This is a genomic window from Mycobacterium sp. 29Ha, from assembly GCF_032883055.1.
Lineage (GTDB): Bacteria > Actinomycetota > Actinomycetes > Mycobacteriales > Mycobacteriaceae > Mycobacterium > Mycobacterium gallinarum.
Genome location: NZ_JAMQTI010000007.1, coordinates 110,584 through 137,189 on the forward strand (window position 1 = coordinate 110,584; position 26,606 = coordinate 137,189).

The window sequence follows — 26,606 nt, forward strand, 5'->3', positions numbered from 1 at the left end:
GCGACCACTCTACCTGCGGGTTCTGCCGGGCCGCCTCACCGGCACGATCCGATGTACGCATCGCACAGCGGGGCCGCCATCGCGTCGAACACCTGCGCGTCCGGCGCGGCTGACCAGGGCACGAGCGGCGGCAGCGTCGACCACATGGCCAATTCGACGACGGTGCTGCTGGACGCGTGGGCGAACAGGTACTGGTGCACCACCCGTTGACCGGGGACACTGATCACCGCGGCCAGCCGAAACGGATCGCTCGTCGTGATCGACGGGGAAGCGAGCGGGGCGGTGACCTGGCAGTCCCGCAGCCGCGCTCTGGCCAGATCCAGGGTCTGCGTGGCCGTCGGCCCGAACTGCGCGGTGGGGCCACGCCAGTGAATGACCTGCACCCGTAGCTGCCACTGGCCGGGCGGATTCGTCACCGTCGCCCGCGCGGCCACCGCATAGTCCCTGGCATCGCCGATCAGCGGAGGCGACGCGCACATCTCTTCGAAGGTGAACCTAGGTGCGGGCGCTCTGACGGCGAGTCCGGCCAGGGCGGGCCAGTGATAGATCTCGTCGAGCGGTACGGCGGTGGGCGCGATCCACGCCGAATCGGGAATGGAGTCGCAGATCGGCGGGCAGATGCCGGGCACTGCGGAGGCGGTCGCCGGGGCGATGGTCAACCCGCACGTCGCGACAGCCAACGCCCACAACAATCGCACGTCTGCGCTACCCCCTGGAGAATGCCTGCGCGCACAATATAGGAATGCAATTGACGCATTTCGGCCATTCGTGCTTACTCGCCAACTTTCGTGACGATTCGGCGAACGACACCACGATTCTGTTCGATCCGGGTACGTTCTCCCACGGATTCGAGGGCATCACCGGCCTGTCGGCCATCCTGATCACCCATCAGCATCCCGACCACGCCGACACATCGCGGCTGCCCGCTCTCCTCGACGCCAACCCGCAGGCCGCGCTGTACGCCGATCCACAGACGGCCGCGCAGCTCGGCGGTTCATGGCAAGCGGTGAACGTCGGCGACGAATTGAGCATCGGACACCTCACTGTCCGCGGCACGGGCGGGCGCCATGCGGTCATTCATCCGGAAATCCCTGTGATAGACAATATTTCGTATCTCGTTGGCGATGGCACCCATTCGGCGCGACTGATGCATCCCGGCGATGCGTTGCACGTTCCCGGCGAGCCGGTCGACGTGCTCGCGACACCGGCCGCCGCACCATGGATGAAGATCTCCGAGGCGGTGGACTACCTGCGCGCGGTCGCTCCCACGCATGCGGTCCCGATCCACCAGGGCATCGTCGACCCCAGCGCCAGGGGCATCTTCTACGGCCGACTCGAGGAGATGACCGACACCGACTTCCAAGTACTCGCAGAGGAGAACGGCACGGAGTTTTGACCAGGCTGCGATTCACCGGCCACATCGCGGGATTCGGTACCGAAGCGGGTGTCCGGATGGTCGTCGGGGCGTGGGAGAAGTCGCCGTTCGGCCGCTTTGCCGACGTCATGGTCGAATCGGCGGACGGTGAACGCACCTTACTCGCACCGACATCCGTCATCGCCGAATTCGTCTCGCAGACCTACACTTTCGACCGGATAGAAATCGGGGAGGTTGATGTCCGGCACACCGCCGAGGATTTCAGCGTCACCGCGCCCGGGCTCGCGGTGTCCGGCATCCTCGGAGGTCCCGCGCCGTTCGACTGGTTGCTTCGGGTGGTACCACCGAGACTGATGAGAACGCCGGCCTGGCTGCGCCTCATCAATCCGCTCGCGACGATGCTGGTACCGGGCGTTCGCACCGCGGGCAGCGCGGGCAATGGGCGTCGCGAGTACTACGGGGTCCGGCGCACAAGGCTCATCACAGCCGTCGACGGCACCTTCGATGGAAACCACGTCGGCGGGCTCACGGCGATGCACCCGCCGGTGCGATTCGGCTTCTCGTCCGCACCGTCGACACCGCAGTTCGTGGCGGTGACCACCACCATCGACCTGCCCTAGCCGACGTCCCTCGCCGCCGCCCGACCCGCTGCTCGGCCGGAGAACACACAGCCGCCGAGGAAGGTGCCCTCCAGCGAGCGGTAACCGTGCACGCCACCGCCCCCGAACCCGGCGGCCTCACCGGCGGCATACAGCCCACTGAACACTGAACCGCCGGCCTTGAGTACCCTGGAATCGAGGTCGGTTTCCAACCCGCCCAACGACTTTCGCGTCAGAATATGTAGTTTGACCGCGATCAGCGGACCCGCTTTGGGGTCAGTGAGGGGATGCGGTGCGACGACGCGGCTGATTTTGTCGGAGATGAATGCGCGCGCACCGTGGATCGCGGTGATCTGACTGTCCTTGGTGAACTTGTTGACGGTCTCGCGATCGCGGGCGGTTACCTCCTCCTCCACGACGCCGTAGTCGAGCGGCTCGACGTCGGGCACCGCGTTCATCTTGGAAACCAACTCTCGCAACGAATTCGCGGTCACGAAGTCGACGCCCTTGTCGACGAACGCCTGCACCGGCGGCGGCGCACCCGGCCGCACGCGGCTGAGCACCTGACGCACACTGCGCCCGGTCAGATCGGGATTCTGTTCCTGCCCCGACAGACCGAACTCCTTCTCGATGATGCGGGCGTTCAGCACCCACCACGTGTAGTCCTGACCGGTTCGGGCGATGTACTCCAGCGTGCCGAGGGTGTCGAAGCCTGGGAACAACGGCGGCGGCAGACGCTTGCCGGTGGCGTCCAGCCACAGCGACGACGGGCCGGGAATGATGCGGATACCGTGCAACGGCCAGATCGGGTCGTAGTTCGTGATGCCCTCGGTGTAGTGCCACATCCTGTCGCTGTTGATCACTCGCGCGCCTGCCGTCTCGCTGATGCCGATCATCCGGCCGTCGACGTGCGCGGGCACACCACTCAACAATTGTTCGGGTACGCGGCCCATGCGCGTAGGCCAGTTCTGGCGGACGAGGTCGTGGTTGCCGCCGATCCCGCCGCTGGCGACGATCACCGCCTGCGCCCGCAATTCGAAGTCGCCGACCGAGTTTCGGGACGACGCCTCACCACGGGCCGCATCGGACGGCTCCAGCACCGCGCCGCGGACCCCGACCACGGCGCCGTCCTCGACAACAAGCTCGTCGACTCGACGGCGATGCGCGAAGGTCACTTTCACGTTGTTGCGCAGGCGACGCGCGAACACGTCCACGATCGCCGGGCCGGTGCCCCAGGTGATGTGGAACCTCGGTACCGAATTCCCGTGTCCGCGAGCGTCGTAGCCACCACGCTCGGCCCACCCGACCACAGGGAATGTCTTCAGCCCACGCTCGCGCAACCAGCCGCGCTTTTCGCCGGCCGCGAAGTCGACGTAGGCGTGCGCCCACTGGCGCGGCCAGTGGTCGTCGGGCCGGTCGAATCCCGCCGCGCCGAGCCAGTCCTGCAGCGCCAACTCGAAGCTGTCGCGGATACCGAGCCTGCGCTGTTCGGGGCTGTCGACGAAGAACAGCCCGCCGAACGACCAGTACGCCTGACCACCCACGTTGTTGGCGTTCTCCTGATCGACGATCAGGACCCGGCGGCCACGTTCGACGAGCTCACACGCGGCGACCAGGCCGGCGAGACCAGCTCCTACGACAATGACATCAGCGTCTGCCATGCCGCCACGTTAGCGGCCGCGGGCTATGCGGCGTCTGTCAATGCGCTGTACGGCGTCCACTGATAGACGCCGGGCGTGCACCGGTGCATGAGGGAGAGGTCGACGGCGTCGAGCATCGCCTGCCGCGGTCCTGGCCGACGCAGATGACGGGCCGCTACGGCGACCCGAACGACGCCGTCGCGCCGTGCCGTGCGTTCGGCGGCGAGCACCAACGTGCGGCACCACCACGCCTCGGTGAGAAAACCCTCGCCGATGCCGAGCACCCGGGCGCGCACCGTCGTATCACGCACCAGGTCGGTGATCTCGTTGAGTGCAGCAAGCATACGAAAGCCGTTGCGAGGCAGCGCTGTCACCGTGCCAGGCGACACAGTCCAGCCTGGGGCGACGAACAGTCGCGTGCGCAGCCCCACGTGTTCCATCACGCGGTCAGCGGCCATCAGTCGCAGGTTCGCCTCGTGTGCGGGCAGGGTCGCGAACTCGCCGCGCCGTTTCTTGGTACTCGCTTCGTTGAAGCCGTGCAGCACGATCGCATCGCCCGCATCGCGCCGTCCGCTGAGCCACTGCACGGTGGGCGTGTCTTCATCGAGCCGGTATCCGCCCTTGATTCGCGGTGCCACCAGAAACGACACCGGCACTGCGCGCGCGTCGAGCTGACCGCAGAAGTCCTCGACCTCGGGCATCGTGCGGTCGCTGATCCCGGAAATCGAGACGATCAGTTGTCCAGCCACGCGCCCAGTGTGGCAACTTCAGGTGTCGCAACGGTTTCTGACACCCTGCGCGCAGTTGTCCATCCGGTGCGAACTACCGGGGCAGCACTTCTTCGATGGCCGCGATGACCTCGGGAGCGTCCGGTTCGGTGCGTGGCCGTATCCGCTTGACCACGGTGCCACCCGGTGCGAGCAGGAACTTCTCGAAGTTCCACTGGATGTCGCCCGCTTCACCTGCGTCGTCGGCCGCCTTGGTCAGCTCGGCGTACAGCGGATGGCGGCCGTCGCCGTTGACGTCGGTCTTCTCCAGCAGCGGGAACGTCACCCCGTAGGTGCTGGAGCAGAACTCCGCGATCTCCTCGGCCGAACCCGGTTCCTGACCCATGAACTGGTTGCACGGCACGCCGATCACGGTGAGCCCGCGGTCGCGGTAGTCCTTGGCCAGCCTCTCCAGCGCCGTGTACTGCGGCGTGAGTCCACATTTCGAGGCGACGTTGACCACGAGTACGGCGCCGTCGGCGAGTTGGCCGAGCGTGGTCGGTTGGCCGTCGAGCGTGGTCAAGGGGATGTCGGTGAGCGATGTCATGCCTGGCACGCTACCTGTTCTTGAAAAGCATCCCCGCGACTCGGTGCACCGTCGACATCGGATCGACACCGTCGTCGATGTCGGAGATGTTGCCGTTCAACCACAGCAGCGAGAATCCGTGCACCAGAGACCATGCCGCCAGTTGCGCCGCTCGCGGGTCGTTTTCGGCCCGCGCATCGTCGAGAGTGCCGACGCCACGGACGAGTTCGGCACCCGCCGCGTCCTGCGCCGCGATCAGCTCCTGGTTGTCGGGATCGACGAGCGAGCGGTCGAACATCACCGCGTAGTGTCCGGGATTCTCCAGTGCGAAACGCACGTATGCCCTTGCGGCGTCGATGAACTCGGGGCGGGCACCGTCGAGAGCGGTCGCCAGCTTGCGCCAACCTTCGGCTGCCAGCGCGGTGAACAGCCCGCGACGGTCGGTGAAGTGATGCGCCGGGGCGGCGTGCGAGACCCCGGCGGCACGAGCCAACTCGCGAAGCGAGATCCCATCGGCCCCCCGCTCGGCGACCAGTTTGGCCGCCTCCGCGAGGATCACGGCCTTCAGGTCGCCGTGATGGTAGGAATCCCTGGTCATCCCGTGATCATACCGCCGATCTTGACAATGCCTAGATCTAGGAACGGTCGAGCAGTTCTTCTTCGTATGCGCCGCCGACATGGTTGGCCTTGGCGGCGTCGAGCAGCCATGCGTACTGGAACGCCGTTTCCTTCCACCGCTCGTAGCGGCCGCTGATGCCGCCGTGGCCGGCGTTCATCTCGGTCTTGAGCAGCACCTCGGGTGCACCGTCGGGTTGGGTGTGCCGTAGCGCGGCCACCCATTTCGCAGGTTCGACGTACAACACTCGGGTGTCGTTCAACGACGTCATGGCGAGGATACGCGGATAGCGCTTGGCCTCGATGTTCTCGTACGGCGAGTACGACTTCATGTAGTCGTATACATCGCTGTCCTGCAACGGATTACCCCACTCGTCCCATTCGGTGACGGTCAGCGGCAGGGTCGGATCCAGGATGGTGGTCAGGGGATCGACGAATGGCACCAGGGCGAGGACACCCGCGAACAGGTCGGGAGCCATGTTGGCGACGGCCCCGACCAGCAACCCGCCTGCGCTGCCGCCGTACGCGACCATGGTCTCGGCCCGGGTGATGTCGGTGCCGACGAGATGCTGTGCGACGGTGACGAAATCGGTGAACGTGTTCTTCTTCTCGAGCAGCTTTCCGTGCTCGTACCAGGGACGCCCGAGCTCGCCGCCGCCTCGGACGTGGGCGACGGCGAACACCATGCCGCGGTCGAGCAGTGAAAGGCGGGCGATGGAGAATCGTGGATCCTCACACGACTCGTAGGCCCCGTAGCCATACAGCAGCGTCGGTGCCGGGTATTGCAAGCCGATGCGGTGGACGATCGAGATGGGAACCCGCGCCCCGTCGGCAGCCACCGCCCAGTCGCGACGCTCGACGTAGTCCTCGGAGCGATAGTCGCCGAGCACCGGTTGCTCGCGCAGCAGCGTGCGCTCCCCCGAGGCCAGGTCGACGTCGTAGATCCGCACCGGGATGACGAACGAGGTGGCGCCGATCCGCAGCTTGGGTGAGCTCCAGTTGGGGTTTCCTCCCAGCCCCGCCGACATCAGTTCCGATTCGAAGGTGAGTTCCTCGGGATGGCCGTAGGTGCCGTTGGCGTAGATGGGCCAGAGCTGGATCTTCGGCAATGCCTCGCTTCGGTAGCCGACGACCAGGTGTCCCTCGAACGCGTCGACCGAGTCGAGGCGAACGTCGTCGCGGTGCTCGATCAGCGTGCGGAACGTCATCGGGTCCGACACCGGCGCCTCGACGAGCGTGAAGTTCTCCGCACCGTCGTTGTGCAGGATCAGGAATCGATCCTCACCGCCGACGATGGCGTGTTCCACCGAGTACTCAACCAGCTCGCGGCGCGGCCACACCTGCGTGAACTCCGCCTGCGGGTCGACAGCGTCGCCGTATCGGACCTCGCTCGTGACAGCGCTACCCGCAGCGATGAGAATGTACTTGTCACTGCGCGTACGCCCCACTGCGAGCCAGAACTTCTCGTCGGGCTCGTGATACACCCGGTCGGCAGGTAGGCCGGATCCGATACGGTGCCGCCACACGGTGTCGGGCCGCCACGCATCGTCGACCGTCGTGTAGTAGACGGTGCGGTTGTCCGCGGCCCACGTCACGCCCGCACTTATGCCGGCGATCTCGTCGTCGTACATCGCACCGGTTCGCAAGTCCTTGAACCGCAACGTGTATCGCTCATCGCCCTTGGTGTCGACCGAGAAGGCAAGGACGTTTCCGTCGATGCTGACCCCCGCCGCACCCAGCGCGAAGAAGTCGTGGCCCTCGGCCTCCACGTTCTCGTCGATGAGGATTTGCTCGCCGGGGATCTCGGTCTGCTCGTCCAGCTCCGGCGGCGTCCAGTCGTTGAAATCGCCTATCGGGCAACGGCAATGCACGTTGTACTGCTTACCCTCGAAGCTGCGGCCGTAGTACCACCAGTCGCCGCGCCGAGTGGGCACCGAGAGGTCGGTCTCCTTGGTGCGGGCCTTGATTTCGTCGAAGATCTTCTGCCGCAGGTCCGCGAGGCCCTCAGTGGCGTTGTCGGTGAACTCGTTCTCCGCCTCGAGGTACTCGGTCACCTCGGGATTGGATTTGTCGCGCATCCACTCGTAGGGGTCGATGAAGACGTCGCCGTGATGCTCACGCCGAGCATCGACGCGCTTCGCAATTGGGGGCTTCATGCACCGATCCAGTCATCGAACTTGAGGCCCGAGATGCGTTCGTAGGCTTCGATATAACGCGCACGGGTCGCGTCGATGATTTCTGCGGGCAGCGGCGGCGGCGGTTTGTCTCCGTGACGGTCCCACCCGGACTCCGGGCCGATCAGCCAGTTGCGGACGAACTGCTTGTCGAAGCTGTTCTGCACGACGCCTTCCTGATACTCATCGGCGCGCCAGTACCTGCTGGAATCCGGCGTGAAGATCTCGTCGGCCAGCCGCAGGTTGCCGTCGGAGTCGACACCGAACTCGAACTTGGTGTCGGCGACGATGATGCCCTTGGTCAGCGCATGGTCGGCGCCCTGGGTGTAGGTCTGCAGTGTGCGCTCGCGTAGCTGATTGGCCCGCACCGCTCCGACCAGCTCGATGACGTCGTTGAAGGAGATGTTCTCGTCGTGGGCACCCAGTTCGGCCTTGGTCGCCGGGGTGAACAACGGCTCGATGAACCGGCTGGCCTCGACCAGACCCGACGGCAGCGGGATACCGCACACCGAACCGGTCTTCTGGTAGTCGATCAGCCCGGAGCCGGTCAGGTAGCCGCGGGCCACCGCTTCGACGGGCATCATCTCGAGTTCGGTGACCACCAGCGCGCGGCCCAGGACCTCTTCGGGAATGCGTTCGTCGTCTGGTGGGCCCGCCAGATGGTTGGGCGCCTCGACGAGGTCGAAGAAGAACACGCTCATGGCGGTCAAAATCCGGCCCTTGTCGGGAATCGCGCTGTCGAGGATGTAATCGAAGGCCGAGATCCGGTCGGTGGCGACAAACAGCAGGTGCTCGTCGTCGATTCGATACAACTCGCGAACTTTGCCGCTGGCCAGATGCTGGTAGTCGGACAGAGCGGGGCGCATCGGGCCAGCCTATCGGGCAGCATCTGGTTCATGAGTTCGCGGTTTCTTCCCTATGCCACCACGCCGTCGCGCCTGCTGGCCCAGCTGATCAGCGACATCATCGTGATCACCTGGGCGGTGATCTGGGTGCTGGTCGGCATGGCTGTCCATGCCGCCGTGTCCACGATCGCCGAAGTGGGCCGTCAAGTGCAGGAGGGCGCCAACGGCGTCGCCGACAACCTCAACTCAGCCGGTGACAACACCGACGACTTTCCGCTCGTCGGGGAGTCGCTGGCCAAACCCTTGCGGGCGGCGGCCGAGGCGGCGCTCGACATCGCCGGTGCCGGGCAGAGCCTGGACTCGACGGCGTCGTGGCTGGCGTGGGTGCTGGCGCTGGCAGTGGCCGCGCCGCCGATTCTCTTCGTCGCGCTGCCCTGGCTGTTCCTGCGTATCCGGTTCTTCCGTCGCAAGTGGATCGCAATCACGTTGGCACGAACGCCTGCGGGTGAACAGTTGCTCGCGATGCGGGCATTGGCGAACCGGCCGTTGAACAAGCTGCTGGCGGTCGACGACGACCCCGTCGGAGCGTGGCGCAGCTACGACCCGGTGGCGATCCGCGGCCTCGCGGCGTTGGAATTGCGGGCGGCCGGCGTCCGACGCGTCCGCCAATGACGCGATTTGTGCACGATTTGGAGCGCACACCGCTCGCGATCGTGCACAAATCGCAGGGAGGGAACCGTCAACGCGCTGGCTGACGTCAATACGAGGTGCTCGATGACTTTCTCCGTCGACATGACGGTGTAATCACCCTCGCACAAGCGAAGGCGTGTGGACTCAGCCGGCACGCTGTCAACCGCTGCGAACGCTCGGGGCATTGGCGCCGCTGTTTCCCGGGCGTCTACTTCGTCGATGACAGACCCTTCACCGATTCGGCGCGTATCAGGGCAGCGGTTTGGGGACTCGGTAGGTCCGCGACGGGTAGCGGATTGACTGCGGCGTGGTGGCACGGCCTAACGAAGTTCGCTCCCGACATTGTTGAAGTCACCGTGCCGAGAGTGAGCAACCATCGACGGCGACACGGAGTGCGTTCGCGACGGCGCGACCTTTCATCGAAAGACGTCGTTGAGCGACGGGGGCTTCGTGTCACCGAACCGGCACTGACCGTCATTGAAGCCGCAGTCCGCAGAGGCGGAGGCACCGAGTTGATGGACAGAGCATTGCAGGGCGACTTCGAGCTCACTCAGCTGTGGCGTGCGCACCTTCGCAACAAGGGTCGGCATGGATCGCCTTCGGCTCGCCGCTTACTCCAGGCAGCATCCGACGGTGCGCGCTCGGAAGCCGAACGACTCCTGGTGCGACTGCTGCGAGCCGCCAAGGTATCCGGGTGGAAAGCCAACTTTCCCGTCTGTGGCTACTTGGTCGACATCGCTTTCCCGAATGAGAGGGTGGCGGTCGAGGTCGACGGCTGGGCATTCCACAGCGACCAGAGGACCTTCCAGCGCGACCGCGCGCGTCAGAACGCCATCGCGCTCAGTGGCTGGCAGGTTCTGCGGTTCACCTGGCTGGATCTGACGGAGCACCCGCAGCGCGTGATCGCCGAAATCGTCGCAGCTCTCCGACAGCCACGATGAGCCACGCCGCGAACGCGATCCAGAAGAACGTCAGCGAGATCGTGACAAACCATTGCCAGCCGGTTTCCACGAACATCGCATAGGTCGCCGACGAGTACATTCCGAGCGGGAAGACCGCGGGCCAGCCAAGCCCCACCGATCGCCGAACCGCCACGTAGCCGAGCACCGGAATCCACACCGTCGCCACGATCCACGTCGCGATCGTCACCGCGCGCACGCCGTCGGCGATCGGCCCGGGAATCAGCGCGTGATGCAGATGATCACCGGCCAGCGTCGCGATCGCTATGCCGCCCATCAAAATCCATACATCAGGTTGAACCAGCTCCGGCGACGACGCATCGTGACGCACCCGCCACAGCACCAGCCCGGTCATCGCCAGATACAGACAGATGCCGAGCACCCAGAAGATGAACGCCCAGAAGACGACGTCGAGTTCGGCGAAGACGATCGCCAACCCGGACGTCGCGACCGCAGCGAGCTCCCATCCGCCGCGGGCACGATCGCGCAGCCCCGTCCACCGGTGCCGCCACATCGAGCGAGCGGCCAACGGCGCCAACGACAACCAGCCCTGCAACGCCAGGCCGACCAACACCCACAGCACGATGCGATGATCGGCCAGCCGCGCACCCACCACCGCGCACGCCGCGATATAGGTGAACAGCGCCAGCGTGACATTGGGATCGCGCACATCGAACTCGCGCCAGGCCTTGGCCACAAGAAACATCAACACCGGCAGCCCAACTGCGGCAAGGACGATCAGGATCTCACTGATGACACCGAGGCCGTGATCCGCGGCCGCGATCGACACGATGCCGGTCGCCATGACCGCCGCGAATACGTCGGGTCTCACGGCCGCAGTTCGACCACCATGTGGCGGACGCCCGTGTGCCGGTTGCTGCGCGTCCACTCGACGGACTTGACCAGCCGCACCGACCCGAACCGCGTCAGCAGCTCCTCATAGAGCACGCGCAGCTCGAGCCGCGCCAGGTTGGCACCAAGGCAGTAGTGCACTCCCTGGCCGAATCCCAAGTGCGGGTTGGGTTTGCGGGTGATGTCGAAAGTATCGGCATTCGCGAACACCAGCGGATCGCGATTCGCCGAGCCCTCCCAGATCTGCACCTTCTCGCCGGCCTTGATCTGACAGCCCGCCAGTTTCGTATCGCACGTCGCGGTCCGCCTCTTCGACGGCGACGGCGACGTCCAGCGCACCATCTCCTCGACCGCGGTCGGCAAATGCGCCAAATCTGAACGCAGTGCCTGGAATTGGTCTGGATGCTCGATCAACGCCAACAACCCGCCCGCGACGGCATTGCGCGTGGTCTCCGCACCGGCGCTGAACAGCAGGCTGAAGAACAGGTACAGCTCCATGTCCGAAAGGCTCTCGTCCTCCACCGTCGCGTTTGCGACCACCGACAGCATGTCGTCGGTCGGCGCGGACCGCTTCGCCGCGATCAACTCCTGGCCGTAGGTGTACATCCGCGAACCGGCTTCCTCCGCGGTCAACTGCCCCAGCTGGCCCAATTCAGCTCTCCTGGCCCTGCCGAAATCGAACTGCGGCTCGATCGCCTCGAAAAGCCAATGCCGTTCAGATTCAGGCACTCCCAGCAGTATGCAGATCATCTGCATCGGCAGCTCGGCTGCCACGTCGACCAGGAAATCAAAGGCACTGCACGGCTCGATCTCGTCGAGCAGCCGGCGGGTGCGGGTGCGCAGATCGTCTTCGACGCGGGCGATCATCCGCGGTGTCAGACCTGAGCTGACCAGCCGGCGGATGTGCGAATGCCGCGGGTCGTCCATCATGTTGAGGACCTGCCCCGCGACCGCCAAATCCTGCAGCAGCGTGCCGCCGAACGGCCGCGTACCGCCGGTCACCGACGAGTACGTCACCGGATCCCGGAACACCGCAAGGGTTTCCGCGTAGGTCGCGACGGACCAGAAACCTTCGTTGTCGGGGGTGTTGGCGGTCGGCTCGTGCCAGTAGACGGGCGCCTCGCGACGGTGCACCGCAAACAGATCGTGCGGAAACCCGTTGGCGAAATTGTCGAGGTCGGTGAAGTCGATCTCGGCCAGCGCACCCGCCACTGAGGTCACAGGATGGCGCCCGACGTGTATTTGGCCGCCTCCGGATACCGGCTGACCAACTCGCCCACCGCCTCGACGACGCGGTCGACCTGATCGCCCGCCGCACCCGTGAACGCCTGCTTGTCCGCCAGTGCTGCGTCGAGCGACATCCGGTCCAACGGCAGTCGCGGGTCTGCGGCCAGCCGGTCCAGCAGGTCGGGCTCCTGGCCCTTCTCCCGCATCGCCAGCGCCACCGCGACGGCATGTTCCTTGATCACCTCGTGCGCCGTCTCCCGGCCGACGCCTGCGCGCACCGCTGCGATCAGGATCCGCGTCGTCGCCAGGAACGGCAGATACCGGTCGAGCTCGCGCTGAATCACCGCCGGATAGGCGCCGAACTCGTCGAGCACGGTCAGAAAGGTCTCCGTCTGCCCGTCGATCGCGAAGAACGCGTCGGGCAACGCCACCCGCCGCACCACCGAGCAGAAGACGTCGCCCTCGTTCCACTGCGCGCCCGCGAGCTCGGCTGCCATCGACGCGTAACCGCGCAGCACCACCTGCAGCCCGTTGACACGTTCGCACGAGCGCGTATTCATCTTGTGCGGCATCGCCGACGAGCCGACCTGGCCGGGCGCGAATCCCTCGGTCACCAATTCGTGGCCCGCCATCAGCCTGATCGTGTGCGCCATCGACGACGGTCCCGCACCGGCCTGCACGAGAGCCGACACGACATCATGGTCCAACGATCGTGGGTAGACCTGGCCGACACTGGTGAAAATGTCTGTGAAGCCGAGGAATTCGGCGACGCGCCGCTCCAGATCGGCCAGTCTCGACGTGTCGCCGGAGAGCAGGTCGAGCATGTCCTGTGCGGTGCCCATCGGACCCTTGATGCCGCGCAGCGGGTACCGGTCGATGAGTTCACGTATCCGGGTCAACGCGACCAGAAGCTCCTCGGCGGCCGACGCGAACCGCTTGCCCAACGTCGTCGCCTGCGCGGCGACGTTGTGCGAACGTCCCGCCATCACCAAGTCGCGATAGACGACGGCACGCTCGGCGAGCCGAGCCACCACCGCGACACCGTGCGAGAACACCAGTTCCAGGGAGCGACGGATCTGCAGCTGCTCGACGTTCTCCGTCAGGTCGCGAGACGTCATGCCCTTGTGCACGTGCTCGTGGCCCGCCAGCGCGTTGAACTCCTCGATGCGCGCCTTGACGTCGTGGCGGGTGACCCGCTCGCGCGCCGCGATCGACGCGAGGTCGACGTTCTCGAGCACCCGCTCGTAGTCCTCGACCACGCCCGCGGGGACATCGACGCCCAACTCGGCCTGCGCTTTCAGCACCGCCAGCCACAGTCGCCGCTCGGCCACGACCTTGGCCTCCGGCGACCAGATGGCCACCATCTCATCGCTGGCGTATCGATTGGCCAGCACATTCGGGATCGACACAAACACACAGCTTACGGCCCCGGTAAGGCAGTCTTGCCGTATGTACTTCGTTGGGCTCGATCTCGCATGGGGTGAGAAGAACCAGACCGGTGTTGCCGCCATCGACGCCGACGGCAGGCTGCTGCACGTCGGGGCCGCCGGGGACGACAACAGCATCATCGCCGCGATCGCGCCCTATACCGGCGACGCGTGCCTGGTGGGTATCGACGCTCCCCTGATCGTCAAGAACGCGACGGGACACCGTCCCGCCGAGGCCGCCTACAACCGCGATTTCCAGCGCTTCGAGGCCGGCGCGCGCCCGGCCTTCACCGACAAGCCCGAGTTCAAGCATCCCCGCGGCGCGCGGATCGCCGAAGCGCTCGGTCTCGACCTGGACCCCTCGTCGGATGCGACCAGGCGGGCGATCGAGGTCTTCCCGCATCCCGCGTCGATCGTCCTGTTCAATCTCACCAAGACCCTCAAGTACAAGCGTGGACCGTTCGACGAGCGCAAGGCTGCGCTGCTGACGTTGATGACCCATATCGAGGGTCTCGACGCGGCCACTCCGAGGTTGCGCGTCAATCGCAACGTCGCGTGGGTTGCACTGCGTAAGCGAGTCGAGGCGGCCACCCGGCCGTCACAGCTGGACCGCGACGAGGATCCCGTCGACGCGGTCATCTGCGCCTACGTGTGCTTTTACTGGTACGACAGACCCGAAGACGTCACCATTTACGGCGACGCCGAAAGCGGCTACATCGTCACCCCGACGCTGCCTGGCGACCGTGTCAGGAAGCCGAATCAGGCCGCAGCACAACCGGGTTCGGACGATATCGTCACGCGGCTCGAGCAGGTGCAACAGATGATCGAGCGGGCTCAGCGTGAGCTCACCGCGATCCGCCGACAGCTCGGAGGCTAGTCCGGCAGCTCGGCAAGCTGCGTGGGATCGGTGATGCCCTTCTGCTTGATCCCGAGTTGCTTGTTGATCAGCAGAGTGATTCCGAACAGCACGATGCCGATCACCAGCAGGATCCCGGCGAGCAGGTACTGGGTTCCCGGACGGCCGGACAGCGGTGTCACGAGATAGAGCGAGGCGATGAAGCCGATCACCGGCAACGCCGTCGGAGTCTTGAAGTGGCCGCCGGCCTGCTTGACGTCGCGACGCAGTACCAGCACCGCGACGTTGACCATTGCGAACACCGCAAGCAGCAGAAGGGAAGTCGTGCCACCCAGCACTGAAATCGCCGAATCACTGGCGAACGCGGACACGTAGAAGATCAATCCGAACGCGATCGTCGTGGTGAACAGAATGGCCACCCACGGGGTGCGTCGGGTCTTGTGCACCGACCCCAGGACGGGGGGCAGGACATGTTGGCGCGCCATACCGTAGATCAGCCTGCTGGCCATCAGCATGTTGATCAACGCGGTGTTCGACACGGCGAACATCGTGATGAATGGAAAGAGCGTGCCTATCGGCAAGCCCGGCGCCGCGGCCTCGACCACGTCGACCAGCGGTGTCTTGCTCGCCGTGAGTTCGCCGATCGGCACCAGCGCCACCGCGATGATCGACACCAGCACGTAGACGATGCCCGCGATGGTCAGGCCGCTCAGCAGAACTTTGGGGAAGATCCGCACCGGATCCTTGGTCTCCTCGGCCATGTTGACCGAGTCCTCGAATCCGACCATCGCGAAGAAGGCCAACGAGGTCGCTGCGGTGACGGCGACGAAAGTGCTTCGCTCATCCTCATTTTCGAACAGGATGATGCGGGAGAAGTCGAGGTTGTCGCCGCCCTGGGTAAATGCCCACAGCCCGACCACGATGACCAACAGCAAGCCGGTGATCTCGATGATCGTCAAACCGACATTGAGCTTGACACTTTCGCTGACACCGCGGAGGTTGACCGCGGCCAGCCCGGCCATGAACAGCAAGGCAATGGTCGCGATTCCGACCTTGCCCCAGTCCAGTCCGAAGCCCTTGATCAGGTTGGACGCGAATGCCTGCGACGCGGTGGATGCCGAGGTGATGCCCGAGCACATCACGACGAAGGCGACGATGAAGGTGAAGAAGTGGATGCCGAATGCCTTGTGCGCGTAGAGCGCTGCGCCCGCCGCCTGCGGATACTTGGTCACCAGCTCCAGATATGAGAACGCGGTGATGGTCGCGATCACAAAGGCGAGCAGGAACGGCAGCCACGCCGCACCGCCGACCTCGCCGGCCACCTGCCCGGTGAGCGCATAGACGCCGGTGCCGAGGATGTCGCCGACGACGAACAACAAAAGTAGTCCCGGGCCCATCACCCGTTTCAGTTCCGGCTGCCCCTCCGCAGTTTCCGGCTTTGTCACGATGCGCCTCCTGCCAGTCCTAGGTGAACTGCATTGTTCCGGTCATCGATGAAACCGCGTCGAGGAATCGCGTAACCAGTTCGGGATCCTCGGTGCGCTGCCAGCCGAACGTCGTTGGCCGCTGGGCCCTGTCGTGCCAGAAATGGCCCGGTTCAGATTCGGGTCGGGTGGCGACCAGCCACACCGCAGTGTCTGCACCGTCTGAAGTATCGCGCAGCAGTGGGCGTGTCACCACTCGAAACACCGGTAATGCTCCGGCGACGCCGGGGGTCTCGACCCAACCTGGGTGCATGCTCTCGACCCGAATGTCAGAACCCGAGAGCCTGTGCGCCCACGCCTCGGCGAGCGTCACCTGCATCCGCTTGGTTCGCGCGTACACCCGAACACCGTTGTAATCACCGGATTTCGATTCCATGTCGTCGACCGAAAGCGGCGAGGTGTACATACCTCCCGAGGACATGAAAACGACCGACGCGCCATGGGCATCCCGCAGCAACGGCAACAGTTGCTCGGTCATGAGGTGCGGCCCCAGGACGTGGCAAGCCAATTGGGTTTCGTGACCCTGAGGCGTCTCGATGCGCTCCTTCGGCATCGCACCGGCGTTGTGAACCAACCCGTGGAGTTCTTCGATGCGACCGGAAAGGTCTTCGCACCATGCCCGCACGGCGTCCAGATCGGAGACATCGCAGACTTCTTCGACCACCATCGCACCGGACACCGCGCGCCGGATCGCACCCGCCGACTGCCTGACCTTGTCGGGGTTTCGGCCAAGCAGATGGACGGTCGCGTCGAGTTCGGCGAACGAGCGGGCGATGGCCTCGCCTATCCCTGCCGTCGCACCGGTGACGACAACGCGCTTTCCGGCCATCGCCTTTGGCCGCGGGTCTGCCGGCCACCATGTCCGCCGCAAACGTGAACCGATCTTGGTGTAGCCGAGTACGACGGAGCGGTCCAGCGCGTTGTCGAGAAGCCCGGTGAATCTCACCCTGAGCTAGTTATCCAACATGCGAAGTGCGCAAACGTCGGTCACACCTGGGCGACGTGTTCGTCGATCGGCGCCAGCACATCGATGACGTCGATCAATGTTGCGCGGGCGGTCGCGCGGGGGCCGTCACCGTCGCCCACCAGCGCGGCGACCACCGCGCCGTCGACCGCACACACCAACGCCGTGAGCAGCTCCACGCGCACCGACCGTCCGGACCGCTCGACGACCTCGACGACGGCGTCGGTGCGCTGCTGCAGGATGCGCCGTTCGATATCGCGCAGCCCCGGCTGGCGAGCGCACGCGATGTAGCGCTCGTATCGGGAGATCAACTGTTCGGTGACCCGCAGTCCGTTGGCCTCCCCGACGAGCAGGTCGACCAAGATGTCGGCCGTCGACTCCGCGCCACGGCGCCGCCGCGACAGGGTCGACACCCGCACCTGAAGCTGCTCGGCCTCGCGCGCGCCCGCGTACTCGACTGCCTTGGCGATCAAGTCCTCGAGCGAGGAAAAGTAGTACGTCGTCGATGCCAAAGGCAGCCCGGCGCGACGGGCCACCGCCCGGTGCCGCACTGCGTCGAACCCACCTTCACACAGCAGGTCGGCAGCAGCGCTGACCAGCGCGTAGCGCCTTCTCTCCCCCTTCGGAGTGACCGCTGCTGTCACGTAAAGCATGCTGCCAGTCTCCAGGGCATGGCATCGGGCTTTCGGCCAATCATCAGGCTTTACTCAGGGAAGTCCGCCCTTCTGCTCACCGCCGAGCCGATGGCATGATGGCCGCCATGCCCGAACTGAGTCGACGCGCCCTTCTGCGCCTCGGTGTCGGCGCGGCGGCCGGGGCGGCGGCGCTGCGCCTGTCCTCACCTGCGACCGCAGCCCCCGCCCCGACGTACGTTGACGGCTCGTTCGTCTCGGCGGCGCGCGGCGGCGTCTCGACCAATTGGGCGATCGCGCGTCCGCCGGGACAGACCGCCCCGTTGCGTCCGATCATCGCGCTGCATGGCAAGGGACAGGACGCCGCGGGTGTGATGGCCGGCGGTGTCGAAAACGGACTGGCGCAAGCGGTTGACGCGGGCATCCCACCGGTCGCCGTGGTCGCGGTCGATGGCGGCGGTAGTTACTGGCACAAGCGAACCTCCGGTGAGGACTCGGGTGCGATGGTGCTCAACGAGCTCATCCCGATGCTCGGCGAGCAAGGTCTCGACACGTCACGCGTGGCATTCATGGGATGGTCGATGGGCGGTTACGGCGCACTGCTGCTCGGCGCGCGCCTGGGTGCGGCGCGGACCGCGGCGATCACCGCCGTCAGCCCCGCGTTGTGGACATCCTCGGGTGCCGCTGCGCCTGGTGCGTTCGACGGCGCCGACGACTACGAGGCCAACAGCGTGTGGGGCTTGCCTGCCCTGAACTCGATTCCGATCCGGATCGACTGCGGAGACAGCGATCCCTTCTACTCGGCGACGAAGCAGTTCGTCGGCCAGTTGGCCAGCCCGCCCGCGGGCGGCTTCTCCCCCGGCGGCCATGACGGCGCCTACTGGAGCTCGCAGTTGCCCGGCGAGGTGGCGTGGATGGCGCCGCTGCTCGTCGCTTAGACCGAGACGCGGCCCTCAGCTGCGGCCAACCCGATATCGCCACGAAAGTGGCTGCCCGGCAAGCGAATCGATTTGATCAGCGCATAGGCGGCGTCGCGCGCCGCGGATAGATCGTCCGCGGTGCCGACCACGGACAGCACCCGGCCGCCCGACGACACGATCGCGCCGTCGTCTCGGCGCGTGGTGCCCGCGTGCAGCACCCCGTCGGCCTCCGATCCGGTGATGACATCACCGACCCGCGGCCGGCCGGGGTAGTTCTCAGCGGCCAGCACGACCGTCACCGAGGCGCCACCGCGCCACACCAGCTGCGGCTGCTCGGCGAGCTTCCCCGTCGCCGCTGCGTACAGCAGCTGGCCCAGCGGGGTCTCCAGCAGTGCCAGCACCGCCTGGGTCTCCGGATCGCCGAAGCGGCAGTTGAATTCGACGACGGCGGGCCCGCGCGACGTGAGCGCCAGCCCGGCGTACAGCAGGCCCGAAAAGCCATTGCCACGCTTGACGAGTTCGGCGGCAACGGGTTTGACGATGTCATCGACGATCGCGGTGACCACACCGCTGGGCAGCCAAGGTAACGGTGCGTACGCGCCCATGCCGCCGGTGTTGGGTCCGGTGTCGCCGTCGCCGACCCGCTTGAAGTCCTGGGCCGGCAGCAGGGGCACGACGGTTTCGCCGTCGACGACACAGAACAGCGATACCTCGGGACCGTCGAGGAACGACTCGAGCAGCACCGGGTGTCCGGAGTCGAGAAGACTGGCGGCATGTGCCCGCGCCGCATTGCGGTCCGCGGTCACCACGACACCCTTGCCCGCGGCCAGACCGTCATCCTTGACCACCCACGATGGGTCGCCGACCGCCGGGCCGAATCGGTCCAGCGCCGCGTCGAGGTTGGCGGGGTTGTCGACGATCTCACTGGTCGCGGTGCGCACCCCCGCGGCGGCCATCACGTCCTTGGCGAACGATTTCGAGCCCTCGATGCGAGCGGCGTCCTTCGTGGGCCCGAAGCAGGCGATGCCTGCGCTGCGTACCGCGTCGGCCACACCGAGCACGAGCGGCACCTCGGGGCCGACCACCACCAGGTCGGAGCCGATGCGCTGGGCGAGCTGGACGACGGCCTCGCCGGAGGTGATGTCGACGTCGTACTGGTCGGCGATGATCGCGGTGCCGGCGTTCCCGGGCGCCACCGCAAGCTCCTCGACCTCGGGGTCTCGGCGAAGTGCGAGCAGCAACGCATGTTCACGGGCACCGGATCCGATTACCAGGACGCGCACAACCGCACACCTTAGTGCCTCTCGCGGTGCAGCCCCCGATCGTCTCGGCCATACACTTGACTTAGCAGTGTATGGTCAGAGTATGACGCAGAGCACATGCCCCTTTGGAGCGGGCTTCGACTTCACCGACCCCGATCTGCTCTTGAAGGGCATCCCCGTCAACGAATTCGCCGAACTGCGCAGGACCTCGCCGGTGTGGTGGAACGACCAGCAGGAGTCGATTTTCGATGACGGTGGCTACTGGGTGATCACCCGTCACGAGGACATCAAAGCGATCTCCCGTAACGGCGAGCTGTGGTCCACGAACCGCAAGGGCGCGGTGATGCGGCTGCCCGACGGCGTCACCAGCGAGCAACTCGACCTGACCAAGGCGCTGCTCATCAACCACGACGCTCCCGAGCACACCCGGCTGCGCAAGATCGTGTCGCGGCTGTTCACCCCGCGCGCGGTCGCCGCGCTCGAGGAGAAGCTCGCCGTTGCCGCACATGAGATCGTCCGCGCGGCGAAAGAGAAGGGCACCGGGGACTTCGTCGACGACATCGCGATGAGCCTCCCGCTGCTGGCGATCGCCGACCTGATCGGCGTGCCCGAGGCTGACCGCGAGAAGCTGTTCCACTGGACCAACTCGATCATGAACACCGACGATCCGGACTTCGACTCCGATCCGACGACCGCCAACGCCGAGCTGATGGGTTACGCCTACAACATGGCCGAGGAGCGGCGCCGTTGCCCGGCCGACGATATCGTCACCCGTCTGATCGAGGCCGATATCGATGGCGAATCGCTCGGCGACGTCGAGTTCGCGTTCTTCGTCATCCTGCTGGCCGTCGCGGGCAACGAGACCACCCGCAACGCCATGACGCACGGCATCAATGCCTTCTTCGAGAACCCCGACCAATGGGAGCTGTTCAAGCGGGAGCGGCCAGAAACGACGGTCGACGAGATCATCCGCTGGGCCACGCCCGTGCACTGCTTCCAGCGAACTGCGTTGGCTGACAACGAGATCGGCGGCGTGACGATCCGCGAGGGGCAGCGCGTCGGCCTGTTCTACAGTTCGGCCAACTTCGACGAAGATGTCTTCGAGAACCCCTTCGAATTCAACATTCTGCGCAACCCGAACCCGCATCTGGCCTTTGGCGGCAACGGTGCGCATTTCTGTATCGGCGCCAACCTGGCGCGCATGGAGATCAAGCTGATCTTCGACGAGATCGCCGATCAGATTCCGAACATCGCGAAACTGGATGAACCCCAACGGCTTAGGTCGGGTTGGATCAACGGGGTCAAGGCGCTGCCCGTCTCGTTCTGAGGCGCAGTACTATACGCAGGATGCGTACCCACGGCTGGTCCGGATCGGCACCCGCCACCGACGAGGAGGCCATCAGCCGCATCCTCGAGGCGGCGAGCAGGGCAATCGACGAGCGTGGTGCCGATTTCTCGATCAGCGACGTGGCCCGCACGCTTGGCGTCACCCGCCAGACGGTGTACCGCTACTTTCCCAGCACTGACGCGCTGCTGATCGCCGCCGCCGTCCACGCGGCAAGTGGCTTCCTCGACCGGCTGGCAGCACATCTGCGGGGGATCACCGATCCGGCCGACGCCATCGCCGAGGCCGTCGCAACAGCGCTCGAATGGTTACCCGAGGACAAGCACATCGGCCTGCTCATCATGCCCGGCCAGCCCAGCCGCCACACCGAGTCGGTGACGTCCGACGTCGCGATGGATTTCGGCCATTCGTTGGTACGCAGATTCGACGTCGACTGGACGGGCCTCGGTTACACCGACGCTGATCTCGCCGAACTGGTCGAGCATCTGCTGCGGATCATCCAGTCGTTCGTGATCGACCCGGGCAGACCGCCACGCCGGGGCACCGAGCTGCGGGACTACCTGCGCCGGTGGGTTGGTGGCGCTATACGACCGTCAACGGAAGCGACTTCCGCTCCTCGAACTCCCACGACGCACCACCGCTGAACTTGCACACGGACACCTCGGGCAGTTCCTTTGCTGCGGTGTCCGTTTCGATCACCCGCACGGTCCAATCGGACTCGGTGCCCGACACCTCGGCGCGCAAGTGCGGATCGACCGCCTGGACGATCGCCTGCAACGGCAGATCTGCCGCCGGCGAGACCAGCGAGATCCACGAACCGTCCTCGTATGCAGGTGAGCGCCGCACGTGGACGAAGTCTGGGTCGACGTCGGCGTACACGTAGGCCGCCGGATTCAGCAGCGGATGCAACTCGAGCACCCGCAGTGCGCCCTTGACATCCTTGGAGATCTTCAGTGCCTTGTGGATTCGCTCAGCGGCCACTCCGGCGATACCGATCAGCTGTTTGGTGCGGATCGATCGCGCCAGCGCCGCATCGTCCTTGGCACGCTTCTCGACCGCGATCGTGAATGACTTCACCAGCAGGTGCATCTGCAGGCAAACCTCGTCGGCGATCCGGACCAGCGCCGACTTCGAGAACGCCCCGAAGTCGACATCGGCGAGCAAATTACCCGAATAGTCCGCCATGCCTTCGTCGTTCGGGTCGATGGGCGCGAGCTCAGTGTGGTGGGCGCGAGTGGCACCGACGATGTCCATCGCCGGGATGAACGGAACCTCTGGGTAGGACTCGTCGATGATCACCGTCCACCGACAGTGCGGATGCTGGTCCGACGGTATTCTCGGCGGCCGGTGGATCGGCCGAACCTGCGCCTTGCGGTTGGTGGCCAGGGCCGTCGCGTCGAACGTCGGGTCCTCGATGTCGTGGCACATGCCCTTGACGTATTCCTCGCCCATCGGCTCGACATCGAGAAGGGCGCCACAGTGATTGAGGTAGAACTCACCGTGCCAGCGGTCGTGCACGACGTAACGGAAATCCATGAACTGCGGCGGCGCACCGATGTCGAGTTGCAGGCCCTTGAAGAGGGTGAAGATGTCGACGCCCTCGTAGTTCAGCGCCTTCTGCATCCGCTTGGTGTAGAGCGGGCTGGACGCGGCCCACTCCTCGATGGCGATCTGCAGCATCTCCTCGCGTCCCCACGCGCTGATGCAGTGCGCCATTCCGGAGCGGTCGATGAGCTGACCGATCAACAACAGCTCCGGCACCAGGGTGGCCAGCTCCTCGCGCGACAGCGCGGCATACCTACTCATCATGGACCGAGCCCCCTGAATGCATTCGGACCGCCGCGTTGACGTTGCCCTTCTTGTCTTCACCCTTGCCCCGTTCGGCGGCCTTTTTACGCTGCTTGATCACCTTGGAGACGACCCCGTCGAGCTTGGACCCCAACGGGAAACCGAGGTAGTGAGTCAGGAAGATCGCCATCTCTTTGAGTTCGGTCTCGGTGATCTCACCGTTGGCCAGCGCAGCGTTGGCCTGGATCTCGGCGAGGTCGGCGTTTCCGACAGCGGTGACCACGGTGAGCGTCATCAACCGCTTGTCGCGCATTGACAGACCGGGTCGCGTCCAGATGCTGCCGAAGAGATGGTCGACGGTGAGGTCGAAAAACGGATCGCCCTCGATGTTGGGCATCTCCCAGCCATAGACCTCGTTCATCTTCTCGAGGCCCTTGCGGCGCTGTTCGTCCATCGATCACTCCTTCGCGGTCGAACTCGTGTGCGGCACACCAAGTCCGGCGGCCAAATCTCGCAAAGCTATCTCGGCCAGAGGCAGTTCCACACCGTTGGCCTCACCGAGTCCGAGTGCCAACTTCAGATCCTTCTCGGCCAGACCGCGCGTGTGCACGAACATGTCGTACAGGAAGTGATCCGGTGCAAGCGGTTTGGTGTCGTCACGGAACATGATCGCTCCGGGGCCGCCGCTCTGGGCGTCGCTGTGACGCACCACTTTGCCGAGCTTCTGGAGGTCGATGCCCGCCGCCTCCGCAAGTCGCTGTGCCTCACAGGCCGCGGTGAACCCGATGAATGTCAGCATGTTGCGGGCAATCTTCATCCTGGTGCCCGCGCCTGGCTCGCCGGCGCGCACGACCATCGACGCCCACATCTTGAACACCGGCTTGACCATCTCGTAGGCCTCGTCGTCGGCGCCGACCATGACGGCCAGCTCACCCTTGTCAGCCGCACCTGCTCCCCCGCTGACCGGGGCGTCGACAATATGAATTCCCTTGGGGCGCAGCTGGTCGGCCAAATCAGAGGCGGTATCGGGTTCGATCGTCGAATGAATCGCGATGACGGTGCCGGGCTTGGCGTGCTCACCCAATTGCCCCACGACGTCGCGCACCTGCTGGTCGTTGAGCACCGTGACGCTGATGACGTCGGCATCGGCTACGTCGGCAATGCTGTCGGCGAGGCTCGCGCCGAGTTCCGCCAACGGTGTCATCGCCTCGGTGCGCACATCGAAGACCACGACGCCGCCGGGCCAGTCCACGAGGCGTTTCGCCATCGGAGCGCCCTGGTTGCCGAGGCCGATGTAGCCGAGCTTGACGTCCTCGCTCATCGAATGATCTGTCCGCCGTCGACGTTGAAGATCTGACCGGTGACCCACTTCGCCTGGTCGGACAGCAGGAACAAGCACATGCCGGTCAGATCGTCCACCTCGCCCATGCGCGACAGCGGGATGTTCTTGACGATGTCGGCGACCATTTCCTGCGGCGTGGTGGTGCGATTGGCCTCGGTGTCGATGGGGCCGGGCGCGATGGCGTTGACGCGAATGTTCTGCCCACCGAGTTCGGTCGCGAGCTGCTGGGTGAGGCCGTTGATGCCGACCTTGGCCAAGCCGTAGAAGTTCGAGTAAAGCCACGCTGCCGTGGAGGATTGGTTGACGATCGCGCCCCCGCCGCGCTTGGCCATCTTGCGGTACACCGCGCGGGTACACACCAGCGCACCGTCGAGGTTCACGCTCATGAACTTCTTGTAATAGTCCCAGTCGACGGTGATGAGGAAGTCGAGCTTCATGCCGCCGAAGATCGCAGCGTTGTTGACCAAGTAGTCGATGCCCTCGAACTCGGCGAGTGTCTGCGCGGCCATCTCCTTGGCGGAGTCCGGATCCGAAACATCGACGCGGACGGCGAGCGCGTTGCCGCCCTCACCCTTGATGCCGTCGGCCACCTTCTGCGCACCCTCGACGTTGATGTCGGCGACCACCACAGCCGCACCCTCACGGGCCAGCGCTTCGGCGTACGCCTGCCCGATACCGCCGCCGGCACCGGTGACGATCGCGACCTTCTCCTTGAACTGATCTCCGTAGAGTCCCACGTATGTCTCCTTAGTTCGCCGCTGTGGCAATGGCTTTGATTTCCAGGTACTCCTCGAAACCGGCGAGCCCCATTTCACGGCCGAGGCCGGATTGCTTGTATCCGCCGAACGGCATGTCGGCGGAGTACCAGACACCGCCATTGACGTTGACCGTGCCGACCCGCAACCGTGCAGCGATGCCCGCCGCACGTTCCTCGTCCGCGGAGAACACCGTGCCCGACAGCCCGTAGGGCGAATCGTTGGCGATGCGAACGGCGTCGTCGTCGCCGTCATGGGCGATGACGGTGAGCACCGGCCCGAAGATCTCCTCGCGCGCTACCTTGGCGTTGTTGTCCAGACCCGCGATGACCGTGGGCTCGATGAAGAATCCCGTGTCGCGATCGGCGGGACGTCCACCGCCACAGGCGAATTTGCCACCCTCGGCAGTGGCCGAGTCGAGATAGCCCTGAATACGATCGCGCTGACGTTCCGAGATGACCGGCCCGCAGATGGTGCCCGGATCGTTGGGGTCACCGGGGCGCAGTCCGGCCATGGTGGCCGCTGCGGCTTCGACGGCCTCGTCGTAGCGGGCCCGCGGCACCACGAGGCGAGTGGTGATCGCGCAGCCCTGACCCGCATGCATCGACGCCGTGAACGCCGACATCGAGCAGGCCCCGGCCAGGTCGGCATCGTCGAGCACCAGGAACGCCGACTTTCCGCCGAGTTCGAGGAACACCTTCTTCAGAGTCGGGGCACCGTCAGCCATCACCGCGCGGCCGGTGTTCGTCGACCCGGTGAACGAAACCATGTCCACCCGTGGGTCTTTCGACAACAGCGCGCCGACACCGTGGTCACTGGAAGTGACGATGTTGACCACACCGGCCGGAATGTCGGTGTGCTCGAGGATCAGCTCGCCGAGAATCGCCGCGCTCCACGGAGTGTCTGGAGCGGGTTTGAGCACGACCGTGTTGCCTGCCGCCAGCGCGGGTCCGAGCTTGGCGAGGTTGATCTGGTTCGGGAAGTTCCACGGTGTGATGGCGCCGACGACGCCGATCGCCTCCCTGGCGATGGTCCGACGAGTCTTGATTCCCATCGGCTCGGCGATACCGAGGTCGGTGGTCCATTGATAGCTCTCGGCGGTATCTGCACAGAAGGTCAGATCCTCGACGGGACCTTCGAGTTGGGCCATCGAGGTCAACATCCGAGGTGCGCCCACCTCGGCGATCGCCAGCTCTCTCAATTCTTCGACGCGATCGCGCATCGCCTGCTGCAGTTGGCGGATACCGCGCACCCGCAGCTCGGTGTCGGTCGACCAGCCGGTCTCGTCGAATGCGCGCCGCGCCGCCTCGATCGCCCTACCCATGTCGTCGCTGCTTGCGTCGGCGGCGACACCGAGCACCTCCTCGGTCGCCGGGTTGATGGTCTGGAACGTGCCCCCGCTGCCGGCGACAAGCTCGCCGTCGATGAGCAGACGACTCTCGCGATCGGCGAGGATTCCCATCCGAACTCCTGTGTTCGTAGTACTGGACAACTGTCCGACTATGTTACGTCGAACCTTAGTCGCACTGTGTGGAGAGAAGCAAGGGTACCCAACTTCACCT

General features: G+C 65.4%; 27 protein-coding genes. 8 read left to right on the forward strand and 19 right to left on the reverse strand.

Annotation, left to right across the window (positions count from 1 at the left end):
* Positions 1-35: 35 nt before the first annotated feature.
* A complete protein-coding gene (locus M1248_RS11180) occupies positions 36-698 on the reverse strand; it encodes an ATPase (RefSeq protein ID WP_317148355.1) in 663 nt (220 codons plus the stop codon).
* A gap of 44 nt (positions 699-742) precedes the next feature.
* On the opposite strand from M1248_RS11180, the gene M1248_RS11185 reads away from it, so the two are divergent.
* Complete coding sequence (locus tag M1248_RS11185) at positions 743-1,396, forward strand: MBL fold metallo-hydrolase (RefSeq protein ID WP_163731037.1); 654 nt, start codon at positions 743-745, stop codon at positions 1,394-1,396.
* Positions 1,393-1,995 carry a hypothetical protein gene (locus M1248_RS11190; RefSeq protein ID WP_317148356.1) on the forward strand — a complete coding sequence of 201 codons (603 nt, stop codon included), beginning with the start codon at positions 1,393-1,395 and terminating at the stop codon, positions 1,993-1,995. Before M1248_RS11185 ends, M1248_RS11190 begins: the two co-directional genes overlap by 4 nt.
* Here M1248_RS11190 and M1248_RS11195 read toward each other — a convergent pair.
* The 6 genes from M1248_RS11195 to M1248_RS11220 form a co-directional block, all read right to left on the reverse strand.
* Positions 1,992-3,635, reverse strand: a complete 1,644-nt coding sequence (locus M1248_RS11195; protein ID WP_317148357.1) for an FAD-binding dehydrogenase — start codon at positions 3,633-3,635, stop codon at positions 1,992-1,994. The genes M1248_RS11190 and M1248_RS11195 overlap by 4 nt on opposite strands.
* 23 nt (positions 3,636-3,658) lie before the next feature.
* Positions 3,659-4,363 (reverse strand): DUF2334 domain-containing protein, encoded by a 705-nt coding sequence (locus M1248_RS11200; protein WP_317148358.1) that lies wholly within the window; start codon positions 4,361-4,363, stop codon positions 3,659-3,661.
* A gap of 73 nt (positions 4,364-4,436) precedes the next feature.
* Positions 4,437-4,928, reverse strand: a complete 492-nt coding sequence (locus tag M1248_RS11205; protein WP_163731046.1) for a glutathione peroxidase — start codon at positions 4,926-4,928, stop codon at positions 4,437-4,439.
* A 10-nt stretch (positions 4,929-4,938) separates the two neighbouring features.
* Positions 4,939-5,505: a TetR/AcrR family transcriptional regulator gene (locus tag M1248_RS11210; protein WP_163731049.1), complete on the reverse strand. Its 567-nt coding sequence runs from the start codon at positions 5,503-5,505 to the stop codon at positions 4,939-4,941.
* Positions 5,506-5,542: 37 nt separating this feature from the next.
* Entirely contained in the window at positions 5,543-7,678 is a 2,136-nt protein-coding gene (locus tag M1248_RS11215) for a S9 family peptidase (protein WP_317148359.1), read from the reverse strand.
* On the reverse strand, positions 7,675-8,562 hold the full coding sequence (locus M1248_RS11220) for a phosphoribosylaminoimidazolesuccinocarboxamide synthase (RefSeq protein WP_317148360.1): 888 nt from the start codon (positions 8,560-8,562) through the stop codon (positions 7,675-7,677). Before M1248_RS11220 ends, M1248_RS11215 begins: the two co-directional genes overlap by 4 nt.
* A gap of 30 nt (positions 8,563-8,592) precedes the next feature.
* Here M1248_RS11220 and M1248_RS11225 point away from each other — a divergent pair, with 30 nt between their 5' ends.
* Positions 8,593-9,213 (forward strand): hypothetical protein, encoded by a 621-nt coding sequence (locus M1248_RS11225; RefSeq protein WP_163731058.1) that lies wholly within the window; start codon positions 8,593-8,595, stop codon positions 9,211-9,213.
* A 95-nt stretch (positions 9,214-9,308) separates the two neighbouring features.
* Entirely contained in the window at positions 9,309-10,172 is an 864-nt protein-coding gene (locus tag M1248_RS11230; protein WP_163731061.1) for a DUF559 domain-containing protein, read from the forward strand.
* On the opposite strand, the gene M1248_RS11235 is transcribed toward M1248_RS11230, so the two are convergent.
* From M1248_RS11235 to purB, 3 genes are read right to left on the reverse strand one after another with little or no spacing between them, the layout of a single operon-like run.
* Positions 10,096-11,022 (reverse strand): tellurite resistance/C4-dicarboxylate transporter family protein, encoded by a 927-nt coding sequence (locus M1248_RS11235; protein ID WP_163731063.1) that lies wholly within the window; start codon positions 11,020-11,022, stop codon positions 10,096-10,098. The genes M1248_RS11230 and M1248_RS11235 overlap by 77 nt on opposite strands.
* The gene (locus tag M1248_RS11240) at positions 11,019-12,254 is read right to left on the reverse strand and encodes a cytochrome P450 (RefSeq protein ID WP_410506652.1); all 1,236 of its coding nucleotides are present in this window, start codon (positions 12,252-12,254) and stop codon (positions 11,019-11,021) included. Before M1248_RS11240 ends, M1248_RS11235 begins: the two co-directional genes overlap by 4 nt.
* A gap of 5 nt (positions 12,255-12,259) precedes the next feature.
* A complete protein-coding gene (gene purB / locus M1248_RS11245; protein ID WP_163731068.1) occupies positions 12,260-13,678 on the reverse strand; it encodes an adenylosuccinate lyase in 1,419 nt (472 codons plus the stop codon).
* A gap of 40 nt (positions 13,679-13,718) precedes the next feature.
* Here purB and M1248_RS11250 point away from each other — a divergent pair, with 40 nt between their 5' ends.
* Positions 13,719-14,573 (forward strand): DUF429 domain-containing protein, encoded by an 855-nt coding sequence (locus M1248_RS11250; RefSeq protein WP_163731070.1) that lies wholly within the window; start codon positions 13,719-13,721, stop codon positions 14,571-14,573.
* Here M1248_RS11250 and M1248_RS11255 read toward each other — a convergent pair.
* From M1248_RS11255 to M1248_RS11265, 3 genes are read right to left on the reverse strand one after another with little or no spacing between them, the layout of a single operon-like run.
* Entirely contained in the window at positions 14,570-15,997 is a 1,428-nt protein-coding gene (locus M1248_RS11255) for an APC family permease (RefSeq protein ID WP_317148361.1), read from the reverse strand. The genes M1248_RS11250 and M1248_RS11255 overlap by 4 nt on opposite strands.
* A 19-nt stretch (positions 15,998-16,016) precedes the next feature.
* Positions 16,017-16,982, reverse strand: coding sequence for an SDR family NAD(P)-dependent oxidoreductase (locus M1248_RS11260; protein ID WP_163731076.1), 966 nt, complete (start codon positions 16,980-16,982; stop codon positions 16,017-16,019).
* Between the two features lie 41 nt (positions 16,983-17,023).
* Positions 17,024-17,653, reverse strand: a complete 630-nt coding sequence (locus M1248_RS11265) for a TetR/AcrR family transcriptional regulator (protein ID WP_163731080.1) — start codon at positions 17,651-17,653, stop codon at positions 17,024-17,026.
* Between the two features lie 95 nt (positions 17,654-17,748).
* Here M1248_RS11265 and M1248_RS11270 point away from each other — a divergent pair, with 95 nt between their 5' ends.
* Positions 17,749-18,570 (forward strand): alpha/beta hydrolase, encoded by an 822-nt coding sequence (locus M1248_RS11270; RefSeq protein ID WP_317148362.1) that lies wholly within the window; start codon positions 17,749-17,751, stop codon positions 18,568-18,570.
* Here the strand turns inward: M1248_RS11270 and purD are convergent.
* Positions 18,567-19,835 (reverse strand): phosphoribosylamine--glycine ligase, encoded by a 1,269-nt coding sequence (gene purD, locus M1248_RS11275; RefSeq protein WP_317148363.1) that lies wholly within the window; start codon positions 19,833-19,835, stop codon positions 18,567-18,569. The two genes, M1248_RS11270 and purD, sit on opposite strands and share 4 nt — an antisense overlap.
* 82 nt (positions 19,836-19,917) lie before the next feature.
* Between purD and M1248_RS11280 the strand changes: the two genes are divergently transcribed.
* Both M1248_RS11280 and M1248_RS11285 read left to right on the forward strand, forming a co-directional pair.
* On the forward strand, positions 19,918-21,141 hold the full coding sequence (locus M1248_RS11280; RefSeq protein WP_317148364.1) for a cytochrome P450: 1,224 nt from the start codon (positions 19,918-19,920) through the stop codon (positions 21,139-21,141).
* Positions 21,142-21,161: 20 nt separating this feature from the next.
* Entirely contained in the window at positions 21,162-21,803 is a 642-nt protein-coding gene (locus M1248_RS11285; RefSeq protein ID WP_317148365.1) for a TetR/AcrR family transcriptional regulator, read from the forward strand.
* On the opposite strand, the gene M1248_RS11290 is transcribed toward M1248_RS11285, so the two are convergent.
* Genes M1248_RS11290 through M1248_RS11310 form a run of 5 tightly spaced genes read right to left on the reverse strand, consistent with a single transcriptional unit; the run spans position 21,742 to position 26,506 of the window.
* Complete coding sequence (locus M1248_RS11290) at positions 21,742-22,968, reverse strand: hypothetical protein (RefSeq protein ID WP_317148366.1); 1,227 nt, start codon at positions 22,966-22,968, stop codon at positions 21,742-21,744. The genes M1248_RS11285 and M1248_RS11290 overlap by 62 nt on opposite strands.
* On the reverse strand, positions 22,958-23,401 hold the full coding sequence (locus M1248_RS11295) for a carboxymuconolactone decarboxylase family protein (RefSeq protein ID WP_317148367.1): 444 nt from the start codon (positions 23,399-23,401) through the stop codon (positions 22,958-22,960). The genes M1248_RS11290 and M1248_RS11295 overlap by 11 nt, the downstream gene beginning before the upstream one ends.
* A gap of 3 nt (positions 23,402-23,404) precedes the next feature.
* Complete coding sequence (locus tag M1248_RS11300) at positions 23,405-24,268, reverse strand: NAD(P)-dependent oxidoreductase (protein WP_163731100.1); 864 nt, start codon at positions 24,266-24,268, stop codon at positions 23,405-23,407.
* Positions 24,265-25,026: an SDR family oxidoreductase gene (locus M1248_RS11305; RefSeq protein WP_083127420.1), complete on the reverse strand. Its 762-nt coding sequence runs from the start codon at positions 25,024-25,026 to the stop codon at positions 24,265-24,267. Before M1248_RS11305 ends, M1248_RS11300 begins: the two co-directional genes overlap by 4 nt.
* Before the next feature lie 10 nt (positions 25,027-25,036).
* A complete protein-coding gene (locus M1248_RS11310) occupies positions 25,037-26,506 on the reverse strand; it encodes an aldehyde dehydrogenase (protein ID WP_317148368.1) in 1,470 nt (489 codons plus the stop codon).
* Between the last annotated feature and the right edge of the window lie 100 nt (positions 26,507-26,606).

What these genes read in the sequence shown, in the direction of transcription:
- M1248_RS11185 (WP_163731037.1), top strand. Translation starts at nt 743, where the DNA reads ATGCAATTGACGCATTTCGGCCATTCGTGCTTACTCGCCAACTTTCGT.
- M1248_RS11195 (WP_317148357.1), bottom strand. Translation starts at nt 3,635, where the DNA reads ATGGCAGACGCTGATGTCATTGTCGTAGGAGCTGGTCTCGCCGGCCTG.
- M1248_RS11205 (WP_163731046.1), bottom strand. Translation starts at nt 4,928, where the DNA reads ATGACATCGCTCACCGACATCCCCTTGACCACGCTCGACGGCCAACCG.
- M1248_RS11210 (WP_163731049.1), bottom strand. Translation starts at nt 5,505, where the DNA reads ATGACCAGGGATTCCTACCATCACGGCGACCTGAAGGCCGTGATCCTC.
- M1248_RS11215 (WP_317148359.1), bottom strand. Translation starts at nt 7,678, where the DNA reads ATGAAGCCCCCAATTGCGAAGCGCGTCGATGCTCGGCGTGAGCATCAC.
- M1248_RS11220 (WP_317148360.1), bottom strand. Translation starts at nt 8,562, where the DNA reads ATGCGCCCCGCTCTGTCCGACTACCAGCATCTGGCCAGCGGCAAAGTT.
- M1248_RS11225 (WP_163731058.1), top strand. Translation starts at nt 8,593, where the DNA reads ATGAGTTCGCGGTTTCTTCCCTATGCCACCACGCCGTCGCGCCTGCTG.
- M1248_RS11250 (WP_163731070.1), top strand. Translation starts at nt 13,719, where the DNA reads ATGTACTTCGTTGGGCTCGATCTCGCATGGGGTGAGAAGAACCAGACC.
- M1248_RS11265 (WP_163731080.1), bottom strand. Translation starts at nt 17,653, where the DNA reads ATGCTTTACGTGACAGCAGCGGTCACTCCGAAGGGGGAGAGAAGGCGC.
- M1248_RS11270 (WP_317148362.1), top strand. Translation starts at nt 17,749, where the DNA reads ATGATGGCCGCCATGCCCGAACTGAGTCGACGCGCCCTTCTGCGCCTC.
- M1248_RS11280 (WP_317148364.1), top strand. Translation starts at nt 19,918, where the DNA reads ATGACGCAGAGCACATGCCCCTTTGGAGCGGGCTTCGACTTCACCGAC.
- M1248_RS11285 (WP_317148365.1), top strand. Translation starts at nt 21,162, where the DNA reads ATGCGTACCCACGGCTGGTCCGGATCGGCACCCGCCACCGACGAGGAG.
- M1248_RS11290 (WP_317148366.1), bottom strand. Translation starts at nt 22,968, where the DNA reads ATGATGAGTAGGTATGCCGCGCTGTCGCGCGAGGAGCTGGCCACCCTG.
- M1248_RS11295 (WP_317148367.1), bottom strand. Translation starts at nt 23,401, where the DNA reads ATGGACGAACAGCGCCGCAAGGGCCTCGAGAAGATGAACGAGGTCTAT.
- M1248_RS11300 (WP_163731100.1), bottom strand. Translation starts at nt 24,268, where the DNA reads ATGAGCGAGGACGTCAAGCTCGGCTACATCGGCCTCGGCAACCAGGGC.
- M1248_RS11310 (WP_317148368.1), bottom strand. Translation starts at nt 26,506, where the DNA reads ATGGGAATCCTCGCCGATCGCGAGAGTCGTCTGCTCATCGACGGCGAG.